Origin of the sequence: [Clostridium] symbiosum, assembly GCA_036419695.1 — a bacterium.
GTDB classification, from domain to species: domain Bacteria; phylum Bacillota; class Clostridia; order Lachnospirales; family Lachnospiraceae; genus Otoolea; species Otoolea symbiosa_A.
On sequence record CP143946.1, the window covers coordinates 5,212,361 to 5,233,646 of the forward strand.

Consider the following 21,286-nt stretch of genomic DNA (forward strand, 5'->3'; position numbering starts at 1 on the left):
AAAAGCACCGCCCCTGTAGCTCTCTGTCTACAAAGCCAGTACTTTCAATGCGCCTTCAGGGACTCGAACCCTGGACAAATCGATTAAGAGTTCTGACATATTTTTTTACCGTATTTTTCCGTGTTTTTTCTCAGCTTCGGCCATATAATCCGTTTGATTTCGTATTATTATTTTTTAATTTGCAACAAGATTGCAACATTTTTCTGCTGTGGTTCCTTGTATTACCGTCCAAAATGAGATGTGCAAATATGTTTTATTCGGACAGGATCTCCTTACTTTCACTCCTCCACAGCAGTTCCCTGGTTTTCACATACTCAACTGGCATAATATCTGCTTTTTCGGGGCATCGCTAATCTTATTTAGAGCCTCCTGTCTCATCCGCTGCGAGATTCTCCCCTGAGGATTATCCCTATATTGATCCAACATTCTTTTTATATAGTCGGTCAACCTTTCAGGGCAATACTCCGTCACTGCATACTTCTGCCCTAGAATAATAGACAGGTTAATATATTGCAGTCAGCGAGCAAATAACAGTAGCTATTCTCGTGTTCTCTAAAAACCCTTGATATTACACGCATAAAAAAAGCGCCGCCCCCCGCAGCTCTCATTCTGCAAAACCAACACTTCTCAGTGCGCCTTCAAGGACTCGAACCCTGGACAAATAGCTTAAAATTTCCGTCATCGGATTTTTCTTCTCCAAATCAGTTTTTTTAGCCCCTTTTCTTCAGATACTCTCTATAAAATGTTCTTTTTCTATATCTAATACTTTTAATTTGCAAAGAAATTAGCAAAAATTTTAACCTACTTCCGCATATATTTACTGACAAACTCATCCGGCGATATGGCAGTAATCGTAGAGTATTTAAAATCTGCAAGATTTCTTGTAATAATAAATTGAGCTTTAACACTTATAGCACATTCCATCTGCAAGCAGTCCTCGAAATCATCGAACGCTTTGTTTTGCAGCGCGCGCTGAATCATAGCGTCATCAATGCCCGCCACTGGAAGTATCTTACACAGCACACTGAGCATATCTCGTCTTTCATCAACCGTATATGATTTTCTTAAAATATAAAAAAGATTTGATATGCTATGTGCGGCTATGCATCCTTCTATCTCATTTGCAATACAGGCATTCAAAATATATTCAGCGCTTGCTTTAAATGGCTCTCTCGCCATCAGATAATCTATAAGAACATTCGTATCAAGCAAAATCTGCATATTTTTCATCCCTCGCCTCTGCCAACTCCTTTTTGTAATCAAACTCCTTGGGCAGCCTTCCCCGATACTGTTCCAACTGCTCCCTTAGAATCTGTCTATCATTTTCCAGCGTCTGATCCTTCTTCGGCTGCTCTGATAAATCCCGAACATTTTTTAATATATTTACTACATATATAATTTTGTCTTCCGGTATTTCCTTTATCATTTCTATTGCCTGTTCTCGTAATTGTGTCATAAACATCTTGCTCCTTTCCACAAATCAGGCCTCTACATTAGTTTTTCCATTTGATACTTGCTTTACACATCTTTCTATCTATATTATATGCTATTTATCTTAGTTATGCAAGAAACGATAGCCTGTACACTCCGCGTTCTTGAGCTACCGTAAACTAGGGGGTTCTCACTTGTTTACTGGATGCGTGATATTAATCTGCTATTTTAAAACATTTTTAGCCAGAACTTTTAATATGATATTTATGTCGTGATAGAATTCTTTACAAGCATCCCTGGTTTCGTACATAATAGCTAGGAATGCAATAAAGGTTCAATAAGTTTTTTTAAATCTGCAACATATTTGCAACACACGCACTTTAAATCGCTAAATTGCTGTTCTGCTTTTTACTTAACCATTTATTTTATAAATAGTAACAATTCCCATAATCCCTCAAATCCCTTGCTATTACAACGCAAAAAAAAGCACCGACCCCGTAGCTCTCAGTCTACAAAATCAGTACTCTTCAGTGCGCCTTCAGGGACTCGAACCCTGGACAAATAGATTAAGAGTCTACTGCTCTACCAACTGAGCTAAAGGCGCGTATTTATTGTTGTTTTGTCACTTTTTGTGACGCATGAATTATTCTATCTCAATCATCATAAAATGTCAACCTCTTTTTTAAAAATTTTGTAAAAAACATGTCCAAATTATATATTAAATTAAATCTCTCCCATTTTCGGCTCTTGAACCTTACAACTGTAAAGAGGGCAGGAAACACTCGTCCCTCCCTCTTTACAGCTGCTCTTTATCATCTTCTGTGCCATATTTCACTATCCTTTTATTTAGAATACCGGCACCACCGCTCCGTCATATTTTTCATTGATAAATTTCTTAACCGTATCCGAAGTCAGCGCTTCGCTCAGAGCCTTTGTCTTCTCCGTGTTCTCGTTTCCTTCTTTTACCGCAAGAATATTGGCATAAGCCTGGGCTGCCAGTGAGTCGGATGCCTCAACGGCCAGAGTATCTTTTGTTTCTAGCCCGGCTTCCATAGCATAATTTCCGTTGATGCAGGCAATATCCACATCCTGCAGGGAGCGGGCCAACTGTGCCGCTTCCAGTTCCTTGATTTCCAGGTTCAGCGGGTTTTCCCTGATGTCGACTGCCGTCGCCGTAAGACCGGCATCTTCCTTAAGTGTCAGCAGCCCCTGAGCCTCCAGAAGCAGCAGCGCTCTGGCCTCATTGGTGGTGTCGTTGGGAACGGCAACAATCGCGCCTTCTTTTAACGCCTTCAAATCGGTTGTCTTTCCTCCGTATATGCCAAATGGCTCAAAATGCACTTTTACAGCCGACACAAGATGTGTTTTATTTTCCTCATTGAAATTGTCCAGGTAAGGCTGATGCTGAAAATAATTGGCATCCAGCTCTCCGTTTTCCAGAGCCGTGTTTGGCAGAACATAATCATTGTATTCCACAACTTCCAAATCATAGCCTTTGGATTTTAATTCTTCCTTTGCGGCATTAAGAATCTCACTGTGGGGCGTTACGCTTGCCCCTACTTTGATGACCGTATCCTTCTCACTTGCGGCGGCCGGCCTTCCACAGCCGGACAAAGCTGTTGATACTACGCAAACTCCTGCTAATACTGCAATTAATCCCTTTTTCATAATCTTTCTCCTCCTCTAAATTGTTCATTTATTTTAATGATTTATTGTTGTATGGCTTCTGACTAATTCTCTTTACTTTTACCGTTCTTTCTATGCTGCTCTATCTCTGTTCTTTTGCCTCAGCTATTCTGTTCCTGCTGCTCGGTCTCTGCTGTCCCGCCTTATCACCGGCTCCTCTTATCCACCCGCTGTACAAGCCGAATTCCAAATTCCTGGAACAGCTGGACGATAACAACCAGCAGCGCAACTGTGACGAGCATTGTCCCCGACTGGTAACGGTAGTATCCATAGTTGATGGCGATTGCCCCCAGGCCTCCGCCTCCGGTGAATCCCGCCATGGCTGAATATCCGAGAATGGTGGCAACGGCTATTGTACTTCCCACCAGCAGGGAGGGTCCCGCTTCGGGAATGAGTACCTTGCGTACAATCTGCATTGGCGAGGAGCCCATGGCCCTGGCCGCCTCAATCACGCCGGAGTTAACTTCTTTCAGCGAAGATTCCACCATCCGTGCCACAAAGGGCGTAGCCGCAACTATTAACGGCACCACCGTAGCCGTAGAACCTATCGACGTTCCTGCCACAAACCGCGTGAACGGCAGAATTGCTACCAGCAGAATCAGAAAAGGCACCGAACGCAGTAAGTTGATCACAACGCCCACAATGGCATTTATCTTCCTGTTTCTGCAAATCCCCCCGCTGTCCGTCACATAGAGGAGGACTCCAAGAGGAATTCCAAACAGATAGGCCATAGCGGAAGAAAATAATGTCATATACAGGCTTTCCCCCGTTCCTTTTAATAAAAGCAGAATCATTTCCCGGCTCATGCCTCTGCACCTCCTTCCTCAAAATAAATATGATGTCCCTTCAGATACTTTTGTATCTTCTCTACTTTTTCCCTGTCCTCCGGCAGCTCAATCAGCATCTGGCCGTAGGCCTTGCCGCCGATATTTTCCGTGTTGGCCCCAAGAATGCTTACCATTGCATTGCAGTTCAGGCTGAGAGCCGAGATAACGGGTTCCGACGCCGACTGGCCGTCAAATGCAATCCGGAGCACATGTTTCCCATCTGTCTCCTCCAGGCCCGTTTTGTCCGGAAGAATCAGCCTGCGGGCCGTCTCCGTCTTCGGATTCAGGAAGACATCCCGGACCGTGCCGGTCTCCTCGATGCTCCCGCCGTTCATTACGGCCACTCTTGTGCAAATCTGCTGCACCACCTTCATCTCATGGGTAATTACCACAATTGTGACACCCAGACGCTCATTAATCTGTTTCAGCAGTTCCAGAATTGATCTCGTTGTTATGGGGTCCAGCGCGCTGGTTGCCTCATCGCAGAGGAGCACTTCCGGCTCGGTTGCAAGAGCCCTTGCTATCGCCACTCTCTGCTTCTGCCCTCCTGAAAGCTGCGCCGGATAGGCGTTTTCCTTTTCCTCCAAATCCACCAGCTTCAGCAGTTCCCTTGCCCGTTCCCTGCACTGGTTCCGTTTGGCTCCGGCAATCTCCAGAGGATAGCAGACATTGTCTATGACATTTCTCTGCTCCAGGAGGTTGAACTGCTGAAAAATCATTCCAATCTTACGGCGGTAATTCCGCAGCTCCCCGGCGCTCACCTTTGTCAAATCCACGCCGGCGAAATAAACGCTTCCCTTGGTTGGTACCTCCAGCAGATTGATACAACGCACCAGTGTGGACTTACCGGCGCCGGAGAATCCGATAATACCGAATATTTCACCTTTTTCTATTTCCAGAGACACATCCCGCACCGCCACAACCTCGCTGCTCCGCGAGGAATACTCTTTGCTGACATGTTCAAACCGTATCACGTTCCATTCCCCCTCTTGCCCTGAGACGTTTTCCAAAAAACCGTCTCTCTTCTGATGCATCACAGTATATCACCTCCCTGATCGTTGCGCTAATTCATAAAAAATGCAGCCAGTTATAGGATAATCCTATAGCCAGCTGCCTGTTACCACGATTTTTTATTTTCTTCTGCCCTGCGCCTACCGCAGCGCCTTATCTCTGTACTTCGCAATCTCCTCCAGATATTTCTGCCCCAAAGGGCTGATAGCCATCCCTTTCCGCGCCAGATACCCAATCGACATAACCTCGTCGCTGTCCAGCCGCACCGCACAGAAATCCGTGCCGTTCAATTCCTCGCAGATAATGCCGCAGCAGAGCGTGTAACCGTTCAGCCCCACCATCAGGTTTAAGATTGTAGCCCTGTCGTTGACCTTGATCAACCGTTTATAATCGTAAGTACTGAGAACTTCCTCCGCAAAATAAAAGGAATTATAGCTGCCCTGTTCAAATGAGAGGCATGGATACTCCTCAAGCTCCTGAAGCGTAATCAGCTCCCGTTTTGCCAGCGGATGTCCCTTCCACATATAGACGTAAATGCTGCATTTCAGTATCTCATGGAATCCCAGATCAAACTGATGGAACAGTTTTGTCAGAACCTTGCGGTTAAAATCGTTGATATACAGAATTCCTATTTCACTCTTAAAATTCTTTACATCCTCGATCACCTCATACGTCTTTGTCTCATGAATCGCAAACTCATACTCATCCATTCCAAACTGCCTGACCATCTCCACAAAGGCATTGACGGAAAATGTATAATGCTGCATGGAAACACTAAACTTCTTTTTCGTACTCTCCCTGGACACATACTTTGTCTCAATCAGCTGGTACTGCTCGACCACCTGTCTGGCATAGCCGATAAATTCCTCCCCCTCCGGCGTAACGAAAACGCCGCGGTTCGTCCTTTTGAACAGTTCCACGCCTATCTCGTCCTCCAGCTCCCGGATGGCGGCCGACAGGCTGGGCTGTGAGATAAAAAGCAGCCGGGATGCCTCATTCATTGAATTCGCACCGGCGACTGTGATCGCATACTTTAACTGAATCAGTGTCATAAATCAGTTCCTCCTCCTCACTAAAACAAGGTCAATCCCTCACACAAAAGAAGGTGTCACTCCTCCACTCTTCTCAAGTGATCTCGTAACACCCTCTCCAAAATTGATCTTTCTATTGGTCTTTATTCAGTTTTATCATTCCAATCGCGGCCGTACCGGCCGGCGCAGTCATCAGATAGCCTGGTTAATCGCCTTCACGATGGTCGCTTTTGTCTGTACTCCGACTTCTTTCCGGATTACCTGGCCCTTGCCGAATACGATCAGGGTAGGAATTGACATGACTCCGTATTTCATAGCCAGATCCGCGCTCTCGTCTATATTTACTTTACCGACCTTTATCCTGCCATCATATTCACTGGCCAGCTGTTCGACTACGGGCGCCATCAGTTTGCATGGGCCGCACCAGTCTGCATAAAAATCTACCAGCACCGGTATATTTGATTTTAAAACTTCTGTTTCAAAATTCTCACTCGTAAATCTTGTCTCCATTCGCAGCTCCTCCTACTTCTTCTTTTTTCTGTCAGTGTCTATCACTTTACCCACCTCGTCAAAATGCTTTTTCCATTTCAAAACGGTTTTATTAAGCTCCGTTTTATCACTGGTCGCCTTCGACAATTCACGGGTAATTCTGGCCTTCATACTCATTCTGCACACCTGCCGTCTGCTGTTTGCTACATTATATGCTGATTCACCGCATGCAGATTACCGTCAGCTCTTATGGCGCGCTTTCTCTGGTTCGTATACTATCTGACAGCCGTCAGCTTGCAGATTGGTTTTCCCTCTGCCGCAAACTTTGTTTCATATTCGGTCATTACGTTTCCTTCCGCCATCTCACTGTGATGAAGATCGAATGTAGATTCAAGGATCTTCCATCCCGCTTCAGGCACCGATTCCAGGGAATAGTCGAAAAGTCCCCTGTTATCCGTCTTGAATTCCACTCTGCCGTCTCTGCTCAAAATTTTATCGTATACCTCCATAAACTGAGGCGATGTAAGTCTTCTCTTCGCATGTCTGTCCTTGGGCCACGGATCGGAAAAATTCAGATAAATCCTGGCGACCTCGCCCGGCTCAAAAATTTCAGCCATATTTTTAGCGTCAACGCACATAAAATAAATATTGGACAGCTGAAGCTGCTCCCTCTTCTGGAGCGCTTTCAGCATTACGGTCGAATACCGCTCTATGCCGATATAGTTAACCTCGGGGTTTGTCCGGGCCAGCTCCATAATGAATTTTCCCTTGCCCATGCCTACTTCTATATAAATCGGATTGTGATTCCCAAAAACCTCATGCCACTTTCCCTTCCGCTCTTCCGGTTTCTGAATTACGAAGGGGCTTTCCTCTATCATCTGCTCTGCGCCCGGTATATGGCGTAGTCTCATACTGTTTCCTCCCGGTGTTCTTTACATCTTTTTTTCCTGTTTTTTTCATTCTTTTTATTTTACTATCTTACCATTTCAGTCATTTTTATGCAAGTTAATCTGTAAATTCTGCTACTGTTCCAATAATTCTAAGATATATATTACATTTTTCCTAATTTTATAAATTTATTTCAAAATATAGGTGCATAAAATTTTCCTATATATTATAATAGGGTTAATTAAGACTTAAGCATTACTGATACAAAGGAGACGGCCTATGAACAATACAGACAATCCAGGCACAAACAGCTGGGATAAGATCCAAAGCGGAGTACGGGATACGGAACGCCTTATCGGGCAGAAAAAATATAACATGGCGATGGTGAAAGCCCGCCAGACACTTGAGTTTATGGTAAAGTGCCTCTGTGACAAATCGGGTGTTATGGAGGGCAATCTCATTGATATGATTGACGCCCTGTACGATGACGGAATTATCAGTAAGACCACCTGCGAACATTACCACAAGATCAGGACCATTGGCAACAAGGCCATCCACGAGGAAGACAACAGCGCCTACAATGCCAACCAGGCCCACCATCTTCTTTCACAGGAGGTATACACCTTCGCCAACGATTACAGCGAGAAACGGCGCAAACCGGCGCAGGCCTCATCTGCAAGACGGCGCAGCGACGAACCCCAGCACAGGCGGTCATCCTCCCGAAGCGGCACAGGCAGCCGGCGCAGGGTGCAGTCTTCCGGTCCTTCCTTCGATGCCGGAAGCATTATCAAACCACTTTTACTGATTGCTATTATTGTAGTTTTAATTTTTATCATCAAGATGATTCACCCGGGAAAAGAAAAGGCCCCGGAAACGACTGCACCGGCTGTCTCGACAGAAATGACGGATCCGGTACCGACCGAAACAGAGACCCCAACTGAAGAACCGACAACAGAGGCTGCAACTGTAAAATACAAAGTCAATGCCGACACGTTAAATGTTCGGGCCACTCCTGCTACAGACGGAAGAATCGTTGTACAGCTGGCCAGGGATGCAGAAGTTGAATATGTGCGTGATCATGATGACAGATGGTGTATTATCAGATACAACGGCCAGGACGCTTACGTTGCAAAGGAATACCTCGCACCTGTCACCCAATAACTGAATGACAGAAGACAGGATTCCATTGGCTGATATTGATTCTTTATTTTGATTGTCCAAGAACCATAGCGGAATTTCCCGATTCTGCTATGGTTTTTTTATTGAGTGGCAATGAAAAGTCCGCCAGGCGTGCTTTTTGTTGTTGGAAACGGTGAGAATCCTTTGTTCCTGCCGGATTCTTTCCTGCATTTATGCGTATAATAGTTTCAATAACGTGGCACAAGTTTATAATAACCACAGGAGGTGCCTTAAATGGACCGGATTATAGGAAAAATATCTTTAATCGAAAATAAAGCCGTAAAAATTATGGAAGATGCCGCTGCCCGGAAAAAGGATATTGCGGATCAGATCCATAAAGAGACGGAAGAATTTAATCAGGCTCTGGAAGCTGAGACCGAGGCGCGGATTGCCGAAGTCCGGACTTCCATGGAAGCCGAGATGCAGAAGAAGCTGTCCTGCCAGAGAAGCCGGGCGGAACATATGATTCAGAAACTGGAGAACCACTATAAGTGCCAGAGCCAGACCTATGTGGAACAGCTATTTAAAGAAATGACAGGAGCGTGATTCTTATGAGAGGACTTCTGGCCTACAGCGGGCTGACTACCAAGGTCCGGGCCATGACGGGACAGCTCCTCACCAGGGATCAGTACCAGGCCATGGCCGGACTGGAAAGCGTACCGGAAGCGGTAGAATTTTTACGCGGCTTTCCGGCCTATTCGGGCGTGTTCCCCGATATGGACAGTGAGGATCTGCACCGGGGAACCATTGAACGGCTCCTGGCCGGTTCCCTGTACAGGGATTACGCCAGGCTGTACCGTTTTTCAAACATAAAACAGAGGCGTTTTTTCAAGCTGTATTTTATGCATTTCGAGATAGATATCATGAAGAGCTGCCTGAGGAATGCGGCGGCCCATCAGCCGGTTCCGGTCGGCCTGTCCCGATACGAGGAATTTTTCCGTTCCCATTCCAAACTGGATCTGGCAGCCATCGGCACGGCCGCCACAACGGATGAGTTCATCGACAGCCTGGAGGGCACGGTTTATTACCCGCTGCTGGCGCGCATCCGCGATTCCGGTGACGGGGGCCACTTTGATTATGAGATGGCGCTGGATCTCTATTACTTCAATGTCACCTGGAAAGCGATTAAAAAGAATATTCCGAAGAGGGAACAGGAGACCATCCTGCAGGGATTCGGAACAAAACTGGATTTGCTGAACCTTCAGTGGATTTACAGGACCAAGCGGTATTACACCATCCCGGGGGCGGAAGTGAAAAAGCTTCTCATCCCCATCCGTTACCGCCTGCGAAACAGCCAGCTTGAACAGCTGATTGCCGCCGAAAGCATGGATGAATATTTTTCCGCGCTTTCGGAAACATGGTACGGTTCCCAGACCAAACAGGCCGCGCTAGATGAAAAGCCAAACCTGGAAATCCTCTACGACGTGATACTGGCCCACATCCACAGGACGGCCGCCGCCAGGAATCCGTACTCCATTGCCTCGCTCTACTCCTACCTGTATTTCAAAGAGGAAGAGCTGAGGAAAATCATTACAGTTATAGAAGGAATCCGCTATCGCCTTGATGCCGGAGAAATTCTGGATATTATAGAAAAACATGAAACAGGGGGGAATGCGACGTGATAGAAAAAATGAAATTTCTAAGCATAACCGGTCCCAAAGAAGATATTGACCGGGTTGTCAATCAGTATCTCAGTAAATATGAGATTCAGATTGAGAATGCTCTGTCCGAGCTGAAAACCGTAAAAGACCTCCGCCCTTATATTGAAATCAATCCCTACAAAGAGCTCTTTACAAGAGCCTCCCGCCTGGTCGGCTCCCTGAAAACGAGTGGTCCGGCCAAAACCGCGGAAACACCGGCAAAGGGAACTCTGTTGCCGGACAGCAGGGATATTTCCATAGAAAAGGCGTCTGAGACGGTCATCCGGGTCGATAAAGCCCTGGCGGATTTTATGGTGAACAAGACAAAACTGGAAGGGGAACTGGATACGCTGCGGACTTCCCACAATAAAATCCTTCCGTTCAGGGAACTGGATTACGATATCAGGTCGATTCTGCATTTCCAGCACATCAGGTTCCGGTTCGGCCGGATCCCGCGGGAATATTATGCAAAATTTGAGAAGGTCGTCTATGAATCGTTAGATACCATCCTCTACAAATGCCATGAGGATGAAAATTATGTTTCCATCGTCTACTTTGTACCGGCCGTCATCTCCAAACGAATCGACGCCATTTACACATCGCTTCACTTTGAGCGTTTTATCGTGCCGGATGAATATAACGGAACGCCGGGTGAGGCCATCGACGCCCTGGAGGAAGAGATCCGGAAAGCAGAATCCGAACTTGCGGAAACGAATCAGCAAATCAACCGGATCCTGGAAGACAACAGGCAGGACATCCTGGACGCTTACACAAAGCTCAACTCCTACAACACGAACTTTAACGTGAGGAAACTGGCCGCATGTACAAACCACGACGTCAACACGTTCTACATCCTCTGCGGATGGATGACGGAACGGGATGCCGATCAGTTCCGTAAAGAATTAGAGCTGGATGATAAGACATTCTGCCTCGTGGAGGATGATCACAACAACCTGCTCACTCCTCCGCCTACGAAGCTGAAGAACCCGAAACTGTTCCGCCCGTTTGAGATGTTTATTAAGATGTACGGACTTCCGGCATACGGAGAACTCGATCCCACGATCCTGATTGCCGTCACCTACTCCTTCCTCTTTGGCTTCATGTTCGGCGACGTTGGGCAGGGACTGCTCCTCCTGTGCGGCGGATATGCGCTCTACCGCGTGAAAAAGATGGATTTGGCCGCCGTTATTTCCTGCTGCGGATTCTTTTCCACCATATTCGGTTTCCTGTTTGGCAGTATCTTCGGATTTGAAGATATCCTCCATCCGCTCTGGCTGCGGCCTGCCGCCCAGATGATGAACCTGCCGTTTATTGGAAAGCTCAACACCGTATTTATCGTCGCAGTCGCCCTGGGAATGGGAATTATCGTGCTGACCATGATACTGAACATCATTAATTCGATCCGTTTTAAGGATCCGGAAAAATCCTGGTTCGATACCAACGGTCTGGCCGGCCTTGTCTTCTATGGAAGCGTTCTGGCCGTTGTCGTTCTCTTCATGATGGGAAAAACACTTCCCGCCGCCGGCGTGCTGGCTGTCATGTTCGGAATACCGTTAATTATCATTTTCCTGAAGGAACCGCTGGCAGCGCTCGTCAAAAAACAGGCCGGAAAACATTCGGAGTCCCGTGCCATGTTCTTTGTCCAGGGATTCTTTGAAATGTTTGAGATGCTGCTCAGCTACTTCTCCAACACCCTGTCCTTTGTCCGTGTCGGCGCGTTTGCCGTCAGCCATGCGGCCATGATGGAAGTCGTCATGATGCTGGCCGGAGCCGAATCAGGAGCTCCAAACTGGGCCGTCGTCATTATTGGCAACCTGTTCGTCTGCGCGATGGAGGGACTGATTGTCGGAATCCAGGTACTGAGACTGGAATACTATGAAATCTTCAGCCGTTTCTACAAGGGCAGCGGACGTGAATTCCGCCCTTACGGAAAAGCCTGAGGCCGGTAAAAGAAAAGCCTGAACACTGAAAACGGTGCTGGATGCCCTTAGAAAGCCCTTCACCGGTAATATAAAAATAATGGAGGATTACTATTATGTCATTAACAGTCAAAATCTTATTAGCCGCCGCACTCATCTTAAGTATTGCCGTTCCCTTCGGCGCATTTGCCGCAGGTGAAAAGACCAGGGGCAGGTACAAAAGAGCCCTTGGCGTCAATGTATTACTGTTTTTCGGAACACTCATCACCGCGTCCGTCCTGATGTTCTCCGGCAACGCATATGCCGCTGAGGAAGCCGCCGGGACCGCTGCAGGCGCTGCCGCAGGTATGGGCTACATCGCAGCCGCTCTCTCCACCGGACTTTCCGGCATCGGAGGCGGTATCGCCGTTTCCGCCGCTGCCTCCTCCGCGTTGGGCGCTATCAGTGAGGATTCCTCCATCTTTGGTAAATCCCTCATCTTCGCCGGCCTTGCCGAAGGTGTCTGCCTCTACGGACTGATCATCTCCTTCATGATCCTGGGTAAATTATAATGAAGATGTACCTGATAAGCGACAACATCGACACCCTCACTGGAATGCGCCTTGCCGGCGTGGAGGGTGTTGTTGTCCATGAACAGCAGGAAGTAAAAGAGGCGCTTGATAAAGTCCTCGCCGATAAGGAGATCGGCATCGTGCTTTTGACCGAAAAATTCGGGCGCGATTTTCCCGACCTTATCAACCGTGTCAGGCTGGAACATAATTTCCCGCTCTTTGTGGAAATTCCCGATCGTCACGGAACCGGCCGCAAGCCGGACTTTATCACTGCCTATGTCAATGAGGCCATTGGTCTTAAACTCTAGCGCAGTACTTGGAAAGCAGGTGAACATACTTGACCATAGAAGAAAAACTGGAACATTTTGAATCCCTCTGTTACGGGGATGCCACAGAGCGCAGCGACAGGATGCTGGCCGATTATACCGCCTCCTTAAGATCCATTCTGGAGGAACATAAAAGGGACGCCCGCCGTCAGGCCGACATGCAGGTGGCCGCCGAGGCTGAAAAAATCGAACACGACATCAACAAACAGCTGTCCATTGAACAGATTAACATCAAACGCGAATACAGCAAAAAGCAGGAAGAGCTTAAGACCATGCTGATCAGCGAGCTGCGCAACCGCCTGGCTCTCTTCATGGATTCCGCCGACTATCAGCATTTTCTTGAGTCGGAGGTAAAAAAGGCGATGGATTTCGCCCAGAAAGCTCCGATGACCGTCTATCTCGATCCGTCGGACGCCGACAAGCTCAACCGCATCGCGCTTCATACCGGGGCGGATATAAAGCTGAGCGATACCACGTTTCTGGGTGGTATCCGCGCCGTCATTCCGTCCAAAAACATCCTGATAGACAATTCATTTAAAACGAAACTGGAAGAGATCTCCGAGAAATTCCAGTTCCGGTTAGGAGGCAGATAAGATGGAACGCACAGGCATTATATACGGAATCAACGGTCCCATCGTCTACCTGAAGGGCGATCCGGGCTTTAAAATGAACGAACTGGTCTATGTCGGGACCGAAAAGCTCGTAGGGGAGGTCATCGGCCTCACCAGCGAAAGGACCACCATCGAAGTATATGAGGAAACATCCGGCATCAAACCGGGCGAGTGCGTAAGCGGAAGCGGTTCTCCCGTATCGGTCATCCTGGCTCCCGGCATCCTCACCAATATTTTCGACGGAATCGAACGCCCACTGACGGAAATCAAAAAAACAGGCGGCGCCTACATCGACCGCGGCGTCAGCGTAGAATCGCTGGACGGCGGCAGACTGTGGGATACCCGCCTTACGGTAAAAAAAGGCGACACGCTGTATCAGGGCTCCATCATCGCCGAAGTTCCGGAGACAAGGGCCATTGTCCACAAAGTCATGATCCCTCCGGGCATAGAAGGAACGGTAATAGACGTTGTTCCCGACGGCAAATACACGATACACGACCCGCTTGTCACTCTCAGGCGTCAGGACGGTTCGGAGCTCAAACTCCCGATGGCGCAGAAATGGCCGATCCGTATTCCGCGGCCCGTAGGCAAGCGTTATCCGGCATCCCGGCCGCTTATCACCGGCCAGCGTATCCTGGATACCCTGTTTCCCCTTGCAAAAGGCGGTACGGCCTGTATCCCCGGTGGATTCGGTACAGGAAAAACCATGACCCAGCATCAGATTGCCAAATGGTCCGATGCGGACATTATCATCTATATCGGCTGCGGAGAGCGCGGCAATGAGATGACCCAGGTTCTGGAGGAATTCCAGGAATTGACCGACCCCCGTTCCGGCAATCCTCTGATGGACCGGACCACTTTGATCGCCAATACCTCCAACATGCCGGTAGCGGCCCGTGAGGCCAGTCTCTACTCGGGACTTACCCTGGCGGAATATTACCGCGATATGGGCTACCACGTTGCGATTATGGCCGACTCCACGTCCCGCTGGGCCGAGGCGCTTCGAGAGCTGTCCGGCCGTCTGGAAGAGATGCCTGCCGAGGAAGGTTTCCCGGCCTATCTGGCATCCCGTCTTTCCGCCTTCTATGAGAGGGCCGGAATGATGCAAAACTTAAATGGTACGGAGGGTTCCGTCTCCATTATCGGAGCGGTTTCCCCTCAGGGCGGAGATTTCTCGGAACCCGTCACCCAGAACACCAAGCGGTTTGTCCGCTGCTTCTGGGGACTCGATAAAAACCTGGCGTACGCCAGACATTTCCCGGCTATCCAGTGGCTGACCAGCTATTCGGAGTATCTGACCGATCTGGCTCCCTGGTACACGGAAAACGTGGATAAGCGGTTTATCGACTACAGGAACCAGCTCGTCTACATCCTGACCCAGGAGAACAGCCTGATGGAAATCGTCAAGCTGATCGGAAGCGACGTCCTGCCGGACGATCAGAAACTGGTGCTGGAAATCGCCAAGGTCATCCGCCTCGGCTTTTTACAGCAGAATGCGTTTCATGCCGAGGACACCTGCGTGCCGATGAAAAAGCAGTTTAAGATGATGGAAATCATCCTCTATCTCTTCAAGCGCTGCCGCGCCCTGATAGGGATGGGGATGCCGATGTCCATCTTAAAACAGGATAATATTTTTGAAAAAATCATATCAATCAAATACGACGTTCCCAACAACCGCCTCGATCTTTTTGACGGATACCGCGAGGCAATCGACAAATTCTACGACGACGTCGTGGAGCGGAACGCTTAAGGAGGGACTTTATTATGGCAATTGAATATTTAGGGCTCAGTTCCATTAACGGACCTCTGGTAATACTGGATGGCGTTGAGAATGCCGCTTACGATGAGATCGTGGAGATGAGCGTCGGCGGGCAGGAACGCAAACTCGGAAAAATCATTGAACTCTATGGCGAAAAAGCCATCATACAGGTATTCGAAGGCACGGAAAATATGGCCCTCCGCAATACCCACACCAGACTGACCGGCCATCCGATGGAAATTATCGTTTCGGAGGAGATGCTGGGACGCACCTTCAACGGAATCGGCCAGCCCATCGACGGGCTCGGTCCCGTACCAGGCAACGTCAGGCTGGACGTCAACGGAAAACCGCTTAACCCGGTTTCCAGAGAATATCCGCGAAACTACATCAGGACCGGAATCTCCGCCATCGACGGCCTGACTACCCTGATCCGCGGACAGAAGCTGCCGATTTTCTCCGGCAACGGACTTCCCCACGACCAGCTTGCCGCACAGATCGTACAGCAGGCTTCCCTCGGAGATGACTCCAAAGAGAAATTTGCCATCGTATTTGCGGCCATGGGCGTAAAATACGAGGTCGGCGACTACTTCCGCCGGACCTTTGAGGAGAGCGGCGTTTCCGATCATGTCGTCACCTTTATCAACCTTGCCAATGATCCCGTTATGGAACGTCTGATCACACCAAAGATCGCCCTGACCACGGCGGAGTATCTGGCATTCGAAAAGCATATGCATATCCTGGTTATCCTGACGGATATGACGTCGTTTGCAGAGGCCATGCGAGAGGTATCCTCCTCCAAGGGAGAAATCCCGTCGCGTAAAGGTTATCCCGGATACCTGTACAGCGAGCTGGCCTCCATTTATGAGCGCGCAGGCATTGTGGCGGGCATCAGCGGCTCCGTGACGCAAATCCCGATTCTGACCATGCCGAACGATGATATCACCCATCCGATCCCCGATCTGACCGGCTATATTACCGAGGGTCAGATTGTTTTAGACCGCGGGCTTCAGGGACAGTCCATCTACCCTCCCGTCAGCGTCCTCCCGTCCCTCTCCCGACTGATGAAGGACGGCATCGGCGAAGGATTTACCAGGGCCGATCACCAGGACGTGGCCAACCAGCTGTTCTCCTGCTACGCCAAAGTCGGCGATGCAAGAGCCCTGGCTTCGGTTATCGGCGAGGACGAATTGTCGCCGATTGATAAATTGTATCTGAAATTCGGTAAAGAGTTTGAGACCCGGTTTATCGGCCAGGATCCCCATGAAAACAGGACCATACTAAAGACACTGGACATCGGCTGGGAACTTCTGGGCATGCTTCCGAGAACGGAACTCGACCGTATCGACACCAAGGTGCTGGATCAGTACTACAAACCGGCCGACAGCGGACAGTAATAAACGCACTGCAGCTCACAGGAGGTATTAATTATGAATCCAAATACATTCCCCACAAAGGGAAACCTCATACTGGCCAAAAATTCCCTGGCCCTGGCAAGCCAGGGTTATGAGCTGATGGATAAAAAGAGGAACATCCTGATCCGGGAGCTGATGGCCCTGATCGACCAGGCCAAAGACATCCAGTCGGAAATCGACGTCACCTTCCAGACCGCCTATAAGTGTCTGCAGAAGGCCAATATCGAGCTGGGCATCAGCTATGTCCAGGAGGCCGGGGAGTCTATCCCGGTTGAGGACTCCATCGAGATAAAGGCCCGCAGCATTATGGGAACGGAGATTCCCCTTGTGCGTTTTCACAAGGCGGAGGGAGAACCTCCCTCCTATGCCTTCTACAGCACAAAAGAATCCCTGGATCAGGCGCGCGCCGCATTCGAACGGGTAAAAGAGCTGACCATCCGGCTGTCCATGGTGGAGAATTCCGCCTACCGCCTGGCCGCCAGCATTAAGAAAACCCAGAAACGGGCCAACGCATTGAAAAATATTACCATCCCGTCTTACAGCAGTCTCGTCCGTAACATTACGAACTCACTGGAAGAAAAAGACCGTGAAGAATTTACCCGTCTGAAAGTGATTAAGAGAAGGCGGGGCTAAAGAGGAGAAACTCCATATGAACCGTAACACACTTTTAATTGTGGATGATGTAGAGATAAACCGTGCCATCCTCCGGAACCTGTTCGAAAAGGACTACAATATTCTGGAGGCTGAAAACGGGGAACAGGCCCTGCTTCTGCTGCACCAGTACCGTGATTCCATTACCGCCCTGCTGCTGGACATTATTATGCCGGTCAAAGACGGTTTTGAGGTTATGGCGGACATGAGCAGAGCCGGCCTTTTAAAAAATATCCCTGTCATAATCATCACCGCAGAAGATTCTATGGAGAGCGAGGTCCGCGCCTTTGATCTCGGCGCCTCGGATATTGTGATGAAGCCGTTTGAACCGCATGTCGTCAAACGGCGGGTACAGAATGCCATAGAGCTGAACCTTCACAGAGAGCACCTTGAAGATCTTGTAGAACGCCAGGCCATAAAGCTGCGCGAATCACAGGATGTCCTGATGGATGCTCTCTCCTCCGTCGTGGAGCACCGGAATGTGGAATCCGGCCAGCACATTCTGCGCATCCGTATGTTCACCAAGATACTTCTTGAAAACATCATGCGCAGCTATCCCGAATATTCGTTAAATGAACGCATCATCAATGTGATCGCCAGCGCATCGGCGCTGCACGATATAGGTAAAATATCGATTCCCGACGCCATTTTGAATAAGCCGGGACCTCTCACCGCAGAGGAATTCAGGATTATGAAAACCCACTCCGAAAAGGGCTGTGAAATTCTGGAGGGGCTCGATCGCATGGATGACAAGGAATATCTGCGCTACGCCTACAGAATCTGCCGCTACCATCATGAGCGCTGGGACGGCCGCGGCTATCCCGACGGGCTGAAGGGAGACAGCATCCCTATCTGCGCCCAGGCGGCCGGCATCGCCGATGCCTATGACGCCCTGACGACCGACCGTGTATACAAAAAGGCATTTACGCCTGAAAAAGCTTATACGATGATTTTGAATGGAGAATGCGGCGCTTTTTCTCCCAGACTGCTGGAATGCTTCAAAAGCTCAAGGGAACAGTTTGTAGAGCTGACACACAGCTATGCCGACGGCCATTCCCCTAAAATGGATCTGAAAAAACTGGAGACGCCGCCTCAGCTTCAGCAGACGGAGGAACAGGACACCCAGCAGTTCGGCCAGATGAAATATGCCGCCATGCTGCGCTGCCTTGGCGCCACAGTCATGGAGGTAGATTTAAGCTCGGAAATCTACCATCTGGTGTACATAGCCGGCGAAGACTTCGACTCACTGCGCCACGGTGACAATTACCGCGATTCCCTCCGCAACTTCATAGAAAAATCTGTGCATCCGGACGACAGGGCCATTGTTTCGAGTTCAAGTGCGGAATACATACACGATTTTGTCGACAACGGCCTGCTCAAACGCACCAGGAAATACCGGGTGCTCCACCGCGCCACCGGAACTTATCTGTGGTATGAGGCGGTGATCCTCCGCGTAAATATTCAGTCCCCTCATTCTCACAGAATTTTAATCGTCTGGAAGGAGACAGGCAGCGAGACACTAAAAACTCCGTGCCAGAAAGGTAACTCCAAGGAGATTGACGCCATCCAGAACCTGATGGTCGCCATAACTCAGTGTATCAACGACCGCTGGTTCACGATACGTGACGTCAATCAGGGTTTTCTGAATCTGATGGGTTACACGCGTGAAGAGATCCGTGACCGGTTCCACAGCCGCTATGTTGCCATGATTCATCCCGACGACAGGGAAGCAGTAATGGCACGTTTTAAAGAACAGCTCCTGGCCGGACAGTCGATTGAACTGGAATACCGTGTCACGGCAAAGGACGGCCGCATTATTTGGGTTTTGGATAAATGCCGACTGTCCATTGATGAAGATGGAACAGAATACCTGAACTGCGTCCTGACCGATATGACCCAGGTAATGCAGGCCCAGGAAGCGCTCCGGCTGACCATGGAACGCCACCAGATTATCCTTGATCAGACTAATGACATTATTTTTGAATGGGATGTCGCGGGAAGCAATATTAACTATTCACCCAACTGGGAGAAAAAGTTTGGCTATAAACCGATAGCCGAGAGTGTCCGCACACAGATTCCGCAGGCCTCCCACTTTTTCCCGGATGACATTCCAAAGCTTCTGTCCCTGCTTACGAGTATCGAAAACGGTACCCCTTACGGCGAGACGGAGCTGCGCATAGCCAATTCGGCAGGCCGCTATATCTGGTGCCGTGTGCGCGCAACCACCCAGTTTAACCGCGCCGGCGAGCCAATTACAGCGGTCGGCGTTATACTCGATATCGACGCCGAAAAACGCCGGACACAGGAACTGACCGATAAGGCGGAGCGGGACGCGCTGACCGGGCTGTATAACAAGAGCGCCGGCTGGCGTAAAATACAGTATCTTCTGGATAACCACAGCCAGGCGGAGCGATCGGCCATGATGATTATCGATCTGGACAACTTCAAACAGATTAATGATTCTTACGGCCACATGTTCGGTGATGCCGTACTGACGGAGATCTCATCCCAGCTTCTTCGCCTGTTCCGTACCAAAGATATTGTGGCCCGGATTGGCGGAGATGAATTCCTCGTGTTTGTCTACAACTTTTCCGACGTCCCGGCCATACAGGCGCGGGCCCGGAGAGTCATCGAGGCATTTCACAACTGCCTCACCGAGGAATTGCAGGATACGCGCCTTTCCTGCAGCATCGGCATCTCCTGTTTCCCGGACGACGGCACAGATTACCAGACGCTGTTCCAGGCCTGCGACCAGGCGCTTTACCATGCCAAGCTGCAGGGGAAAAACCGGTTTTCCATGTTTGACAAATCGGTTGTCACAAACGCATTCCTTCGTAGCTCGGGACAGGGCATGACGGCCAGCACCCGGATCGAGTCGGACGACTCCCCGAACCTGGTCACATACGGCATTATCCAGCAGGCATTTAAAATGCTCTATGCCGCCGGAGACCTGGAGATGGCGATCTATTCCATCCTCGAAATGGTCGGCCGCAAATATAATGTCAGCCGTGTCTATATTTTCGAGGAATTCGGTGACGGCTTCTGCTGCGCTAATACCTTTGAATGGTGCAATGAAGGGATCTCTCCCGAGATCGCTAATCTGCAGCATGTTGTCTATGACTCTTATCTGGACGGAAAGTACAGCGATCTCTTTAACGAGAACGGCGTTTTTTACTGCCCCGATGTCTCTATCCTGCCGCCCAGGCTTTTTGAGATGCTGAACGTCCAGGGCATCCAGTCCCTGCTGCAATGCGCAATCCGCAATGACGGCCATTTTTCGGGTTTTGTGGGCTTTGACGACTGCAGTGAAAAACGGATCTGGACACAGGCTCAGATTGACGCTCTGACCTTTATATCAGAGCTTTTATCCACCTTCCTGTTAAAAATGCGCGCCCAGGACCGGGCGGTGACTATGGCTGAAAACCTCCAGATGGTGCTCGATAACCAGAACTCCTGGATCTATGTGATCGATCCGGACACCTATGCGCTCAAATACATTAACGCAAAGACCCGCACGCTTGCACCCGAGTCGGCGCTGGGCACTCCCTGCTATGAGGCATTTTTTAATCATAAAGAGCCGTGTAAACGCTGTCCGGCCCGCGATATCCGTACGACGATTAACCGCACGATGGAAGTGTTCAACCCGTTACTCAATGTCTGGTCACTGGCGGACGCCTCCTTTATCCATTGGGAATCAGGGGATGCCTGTCTCCTTTCCTGCCATGATATCACGCCGTATATGGAAGGGAAAAATAGAGACAGCGACGTGAAAGAGTCAGAATAGAAAACTCTGCGGTATGTTTTTTCACATTCCGGAAGGATAAAAAGAAAGAAAAAGAATCAGAAGGGCCAATTGGAACGGCTTTATATAACCG

20 protein-coding genes and 1 tRNA gene are annotated in these 21,286 nt (G+C 49.2%); 11 read left to right on the forward strand and 10 right to left on the reverse strand.

Translation table 11 applies throughout. The features are described from left to right. Positions 1-801: 801 nt before the first annotated feature. From V3C10_23205 to trmB, 10 genes are all read right to left on the reverse strand, one after another. Positions 802-1,230: a PIN domain-containing protein gene (locus V3C10_23205; protein WVP62176.1), complete on the reverse strand. Its 429-nt coding sequence runs from the start codon at positions 1,228-1,230 to the stop codon at positions 802-804. Continuing rightward, positions 1,205-1,456: a dihydrodipicolinate reductase gene (locus V3C10_23210; GenBank protein ID WVP62177.1), complete on the reverse strand. Its 252-nt coding sequence runs from the start codon at positions 1,454-1,456 to the stop codon at positions 1,205-1,207. The genes V3C10_23205 and V3C10_23210 overlap by 26 nt, the downstream gene beginning before the upstream one ends. Positions 1,457-1,962: 506 nt before the next feature. Continuing rightward, a tRNA-Lys gene (locus V3C10_23215) sits at positions 1,963-2,035 on the reverse strand. A gap of 242 nt (positions 2,036-2,277) precedes the next feature. Further along, the gene (locus V3C10_23220; protein WVP62178.1) at positions 2,278-3,099 is read right to left on the reverse strand and encodes a MetQ/NlpA family ABC transporter substrate-binding protein; all 822 of its coding nucleotides are present in this window, start codon (positions 3,097-3,099) and stop codon (positions 2,278-2,280) included. Positions 3,100-3,263: 164 nt separating this feature from the next. Then, positions 3,264-3,923 (reverse strand): methionine ABC transporter permease, encoded by a 660-nt coding sequence (locus tag V3C10_23225; protein ID WVP62179.1) that lies wholly within the window; start codon positions 3,921-3,923, stop codon positions 3,264-3,266. Further along, entirely contained in the window at positions 3,920-4,978 is a 1,059-nt protein-coding gene (locus V3C10_23230) for an ATP-binding cassette domain-containing protein (protein WVP64691.1), read from the reverse strand. The genes V3C10_23225 and V3C10_23230 overlap by 4 nt, the downstream gene beginning before the upstream one ends. 117 nt (positions 4,979-5,095) lie before the next feature. Further along, positions 5,096-6,007, reverse strand: coding sequence for a LysR family transcriptional regulator (locus V3C10_23235; GenBank protein WVP62180.1), 912 nt, complete (start codon positions 6,005-6,007; stop codon positions 5,096-5,098). 171 nt (positions 6,008-6,178) lie between these two features. Continuing rightward, on the reverse strand, positions 6,179-6,496 hold the full coding sequence (trxA, locus tag V3C10_23240) for a thioredoxin (GenBank protein WVP62181.1): 318 nt from the start codon (positions 6,494-6,496) through the stop codon (positions 6,179-6,181). A gap of 12 nt (positions 6,497-6,508) precedes the next feature. Continuing rightward, on the reverse strand, positions 6,509-6,652 hold the full coding sequence (locus V3C10_23245; GenBank protein WVP62182.1) for a hypothetical protein: 144 nt from the start codon (positions 6,650-6,652) through the stop codon (positions 6,509-6,511). A gap of 98 nt (positions 6,653-6,750) precedes the next feature. Continuing rightward, on the reverse strand, positions 6,751-7,386 hold the full coding sequence (gene trmB / locus V3C10_23250; GenBank protein WVP62183.1) for a tRNA (guanosine(46)-N7)-methyltransferase TrmB: 636 nt from the start codon (positions 7,384-7,386) through the stop codon (positions 6,751-6,753). A gap of 256 nt (positions 7,387-7,642) precedes the next feature. On the opposite strand from trmB, the gene V3C10_23255 reads away from it, so the two are divergent. The 11 genes from V3C10_23255 to V3C10_23305 all read left to right on the forward strand — a co-directional run bounded on the left by V3C10_23255 (position 7,643) and on the right by V3C10_23305 (position 21,195). After that, entirely contained in the window at positions 7,643-8,524 is an 882-nt protein-coding gene (locus V3C10_23255) for a DUF4145 domain-containing protein (GenBank protein WVP62184.1), read from the forward strand. Positions 8,525-8,776: 252 nt separating this feature from the next. Further along, entirely contained in the window at positions 8,777-9,088 is a 312-nt protein-coding gene (locus V3C10_23260) for a hypothetical protein (GenBank protein ID WVP62185.1), read from the forward strand. A 5-nt stretch (positions 9,089-9,093) separates the two neighbouring features. Next, on the forward strand, positions 9,094-10,164 hold the full coding sequence (locus V3C10_23265) for a V-type ATPase subunit (GenBank protein ID WVP62186.1): 1,071 nt from the start codon (positions 9,094-9,096) through the stop codon (positions 10,162-10,164). Continuing rightward, positions 10,161-12,122 carry a V-type ATPase 116kDa subunit family protein gene (locus tag V3C10_23270; protein ID WVP62187.1) on the forward strand — a complete coding sequence of 654 codons (1,962 nt, stop codon included), beginning with the start codon at positions 10,161-10,163 and terminating at the stop codon, positions 12,120-12,122. The genes V3C10_23265 and V3C10_23270 overlap by 4 nt, the downstream gene beginning before the upstream one ends. A gap of 95 nt (positions 12,123-12,217) precedes the next feature. Further along, positions 12,218-12,652 carry an ATP synthase subunit C gene (locus V3C10_23275; GenBank protein ID WVP62188.1) on the forward strand — a complete coding sequence of 145 codons (435 nt, stop codon included), beginning with the start codon at positions 12,218-12,220 and terminating at the stop codon, positions 12,650-12,652. Then, complete coding sequence (locus V3C10_23280; GenBank protein ID WVP62189.1) at positions 12,652-12,960, forward strand: V-type ATP synthase subunit F; 309 nt, start codon at positions 12,652-12,654, stop codon at positions 12,958-12,960. Before V3C10_23275 ends, V3C10_23280 begins: the two co-directional genes overlap by 1 nt. Before the next feature lie 29 nt (positions 12,961-12,989). Beyond that, positions 12,990-13,571, forward strand: coding sequence for a V-type ATP synthase subunit E (locus tag V3C10_23285; protein WVP62190.1), 582 nt, complete (start codon positions 12,990-12,992; stop codon positions 13,569-13,571). Between the two features lies 1 nt (position 13,572). Continuing rightward, positions 13,573-15,339 (forward strand): V-type ATP synthase subunit A, encoded by a 1,767-nt coding sequence (locus V3C10_23290; protein ID WVP62191.1) that lies wholly within the window; start codon positions 13,573-13,575, stop codon positions 15,337-15,339. Positions 15,340-15,353: 14 nt separating this feature from the next. Beyond that, positions 15,354-16,742, forward strand: a complete 1,389-nt coding sequence (locus tag V3C10_23295) for a V-type ATP synthase subunit B (GenBank protein WVP62192.1) — start codon at positions 15,354-15,356, stop codon at positions 16,740-16,742. Between the two features lie 33 nt (positions 16,743-16,775). Beyond that, complete coding sequence (locus V3C10_23300; GenBank protein ID WVP62193.1) at positions 16,776-17,393, forward strand: V-type ATP synthase subunit D; 618 nt, start codon at positions 16,776-16,778, stop codon at positions 17,391-17,393. 16 nt (positions 17,394-17,409) lie between these two features. Then, a complete protein-coding gene (locus V3C10_23305) occupies positions 17,410-21,195 on the forward strand; it encodes a diguanylate cyclase (protein ID WVP62194.1) in 3,786 nt (1,261 codons plus the stop codon). The last annotated feature ends 91 nt before the right edge of the window (positions 21,196-21,286 follow it).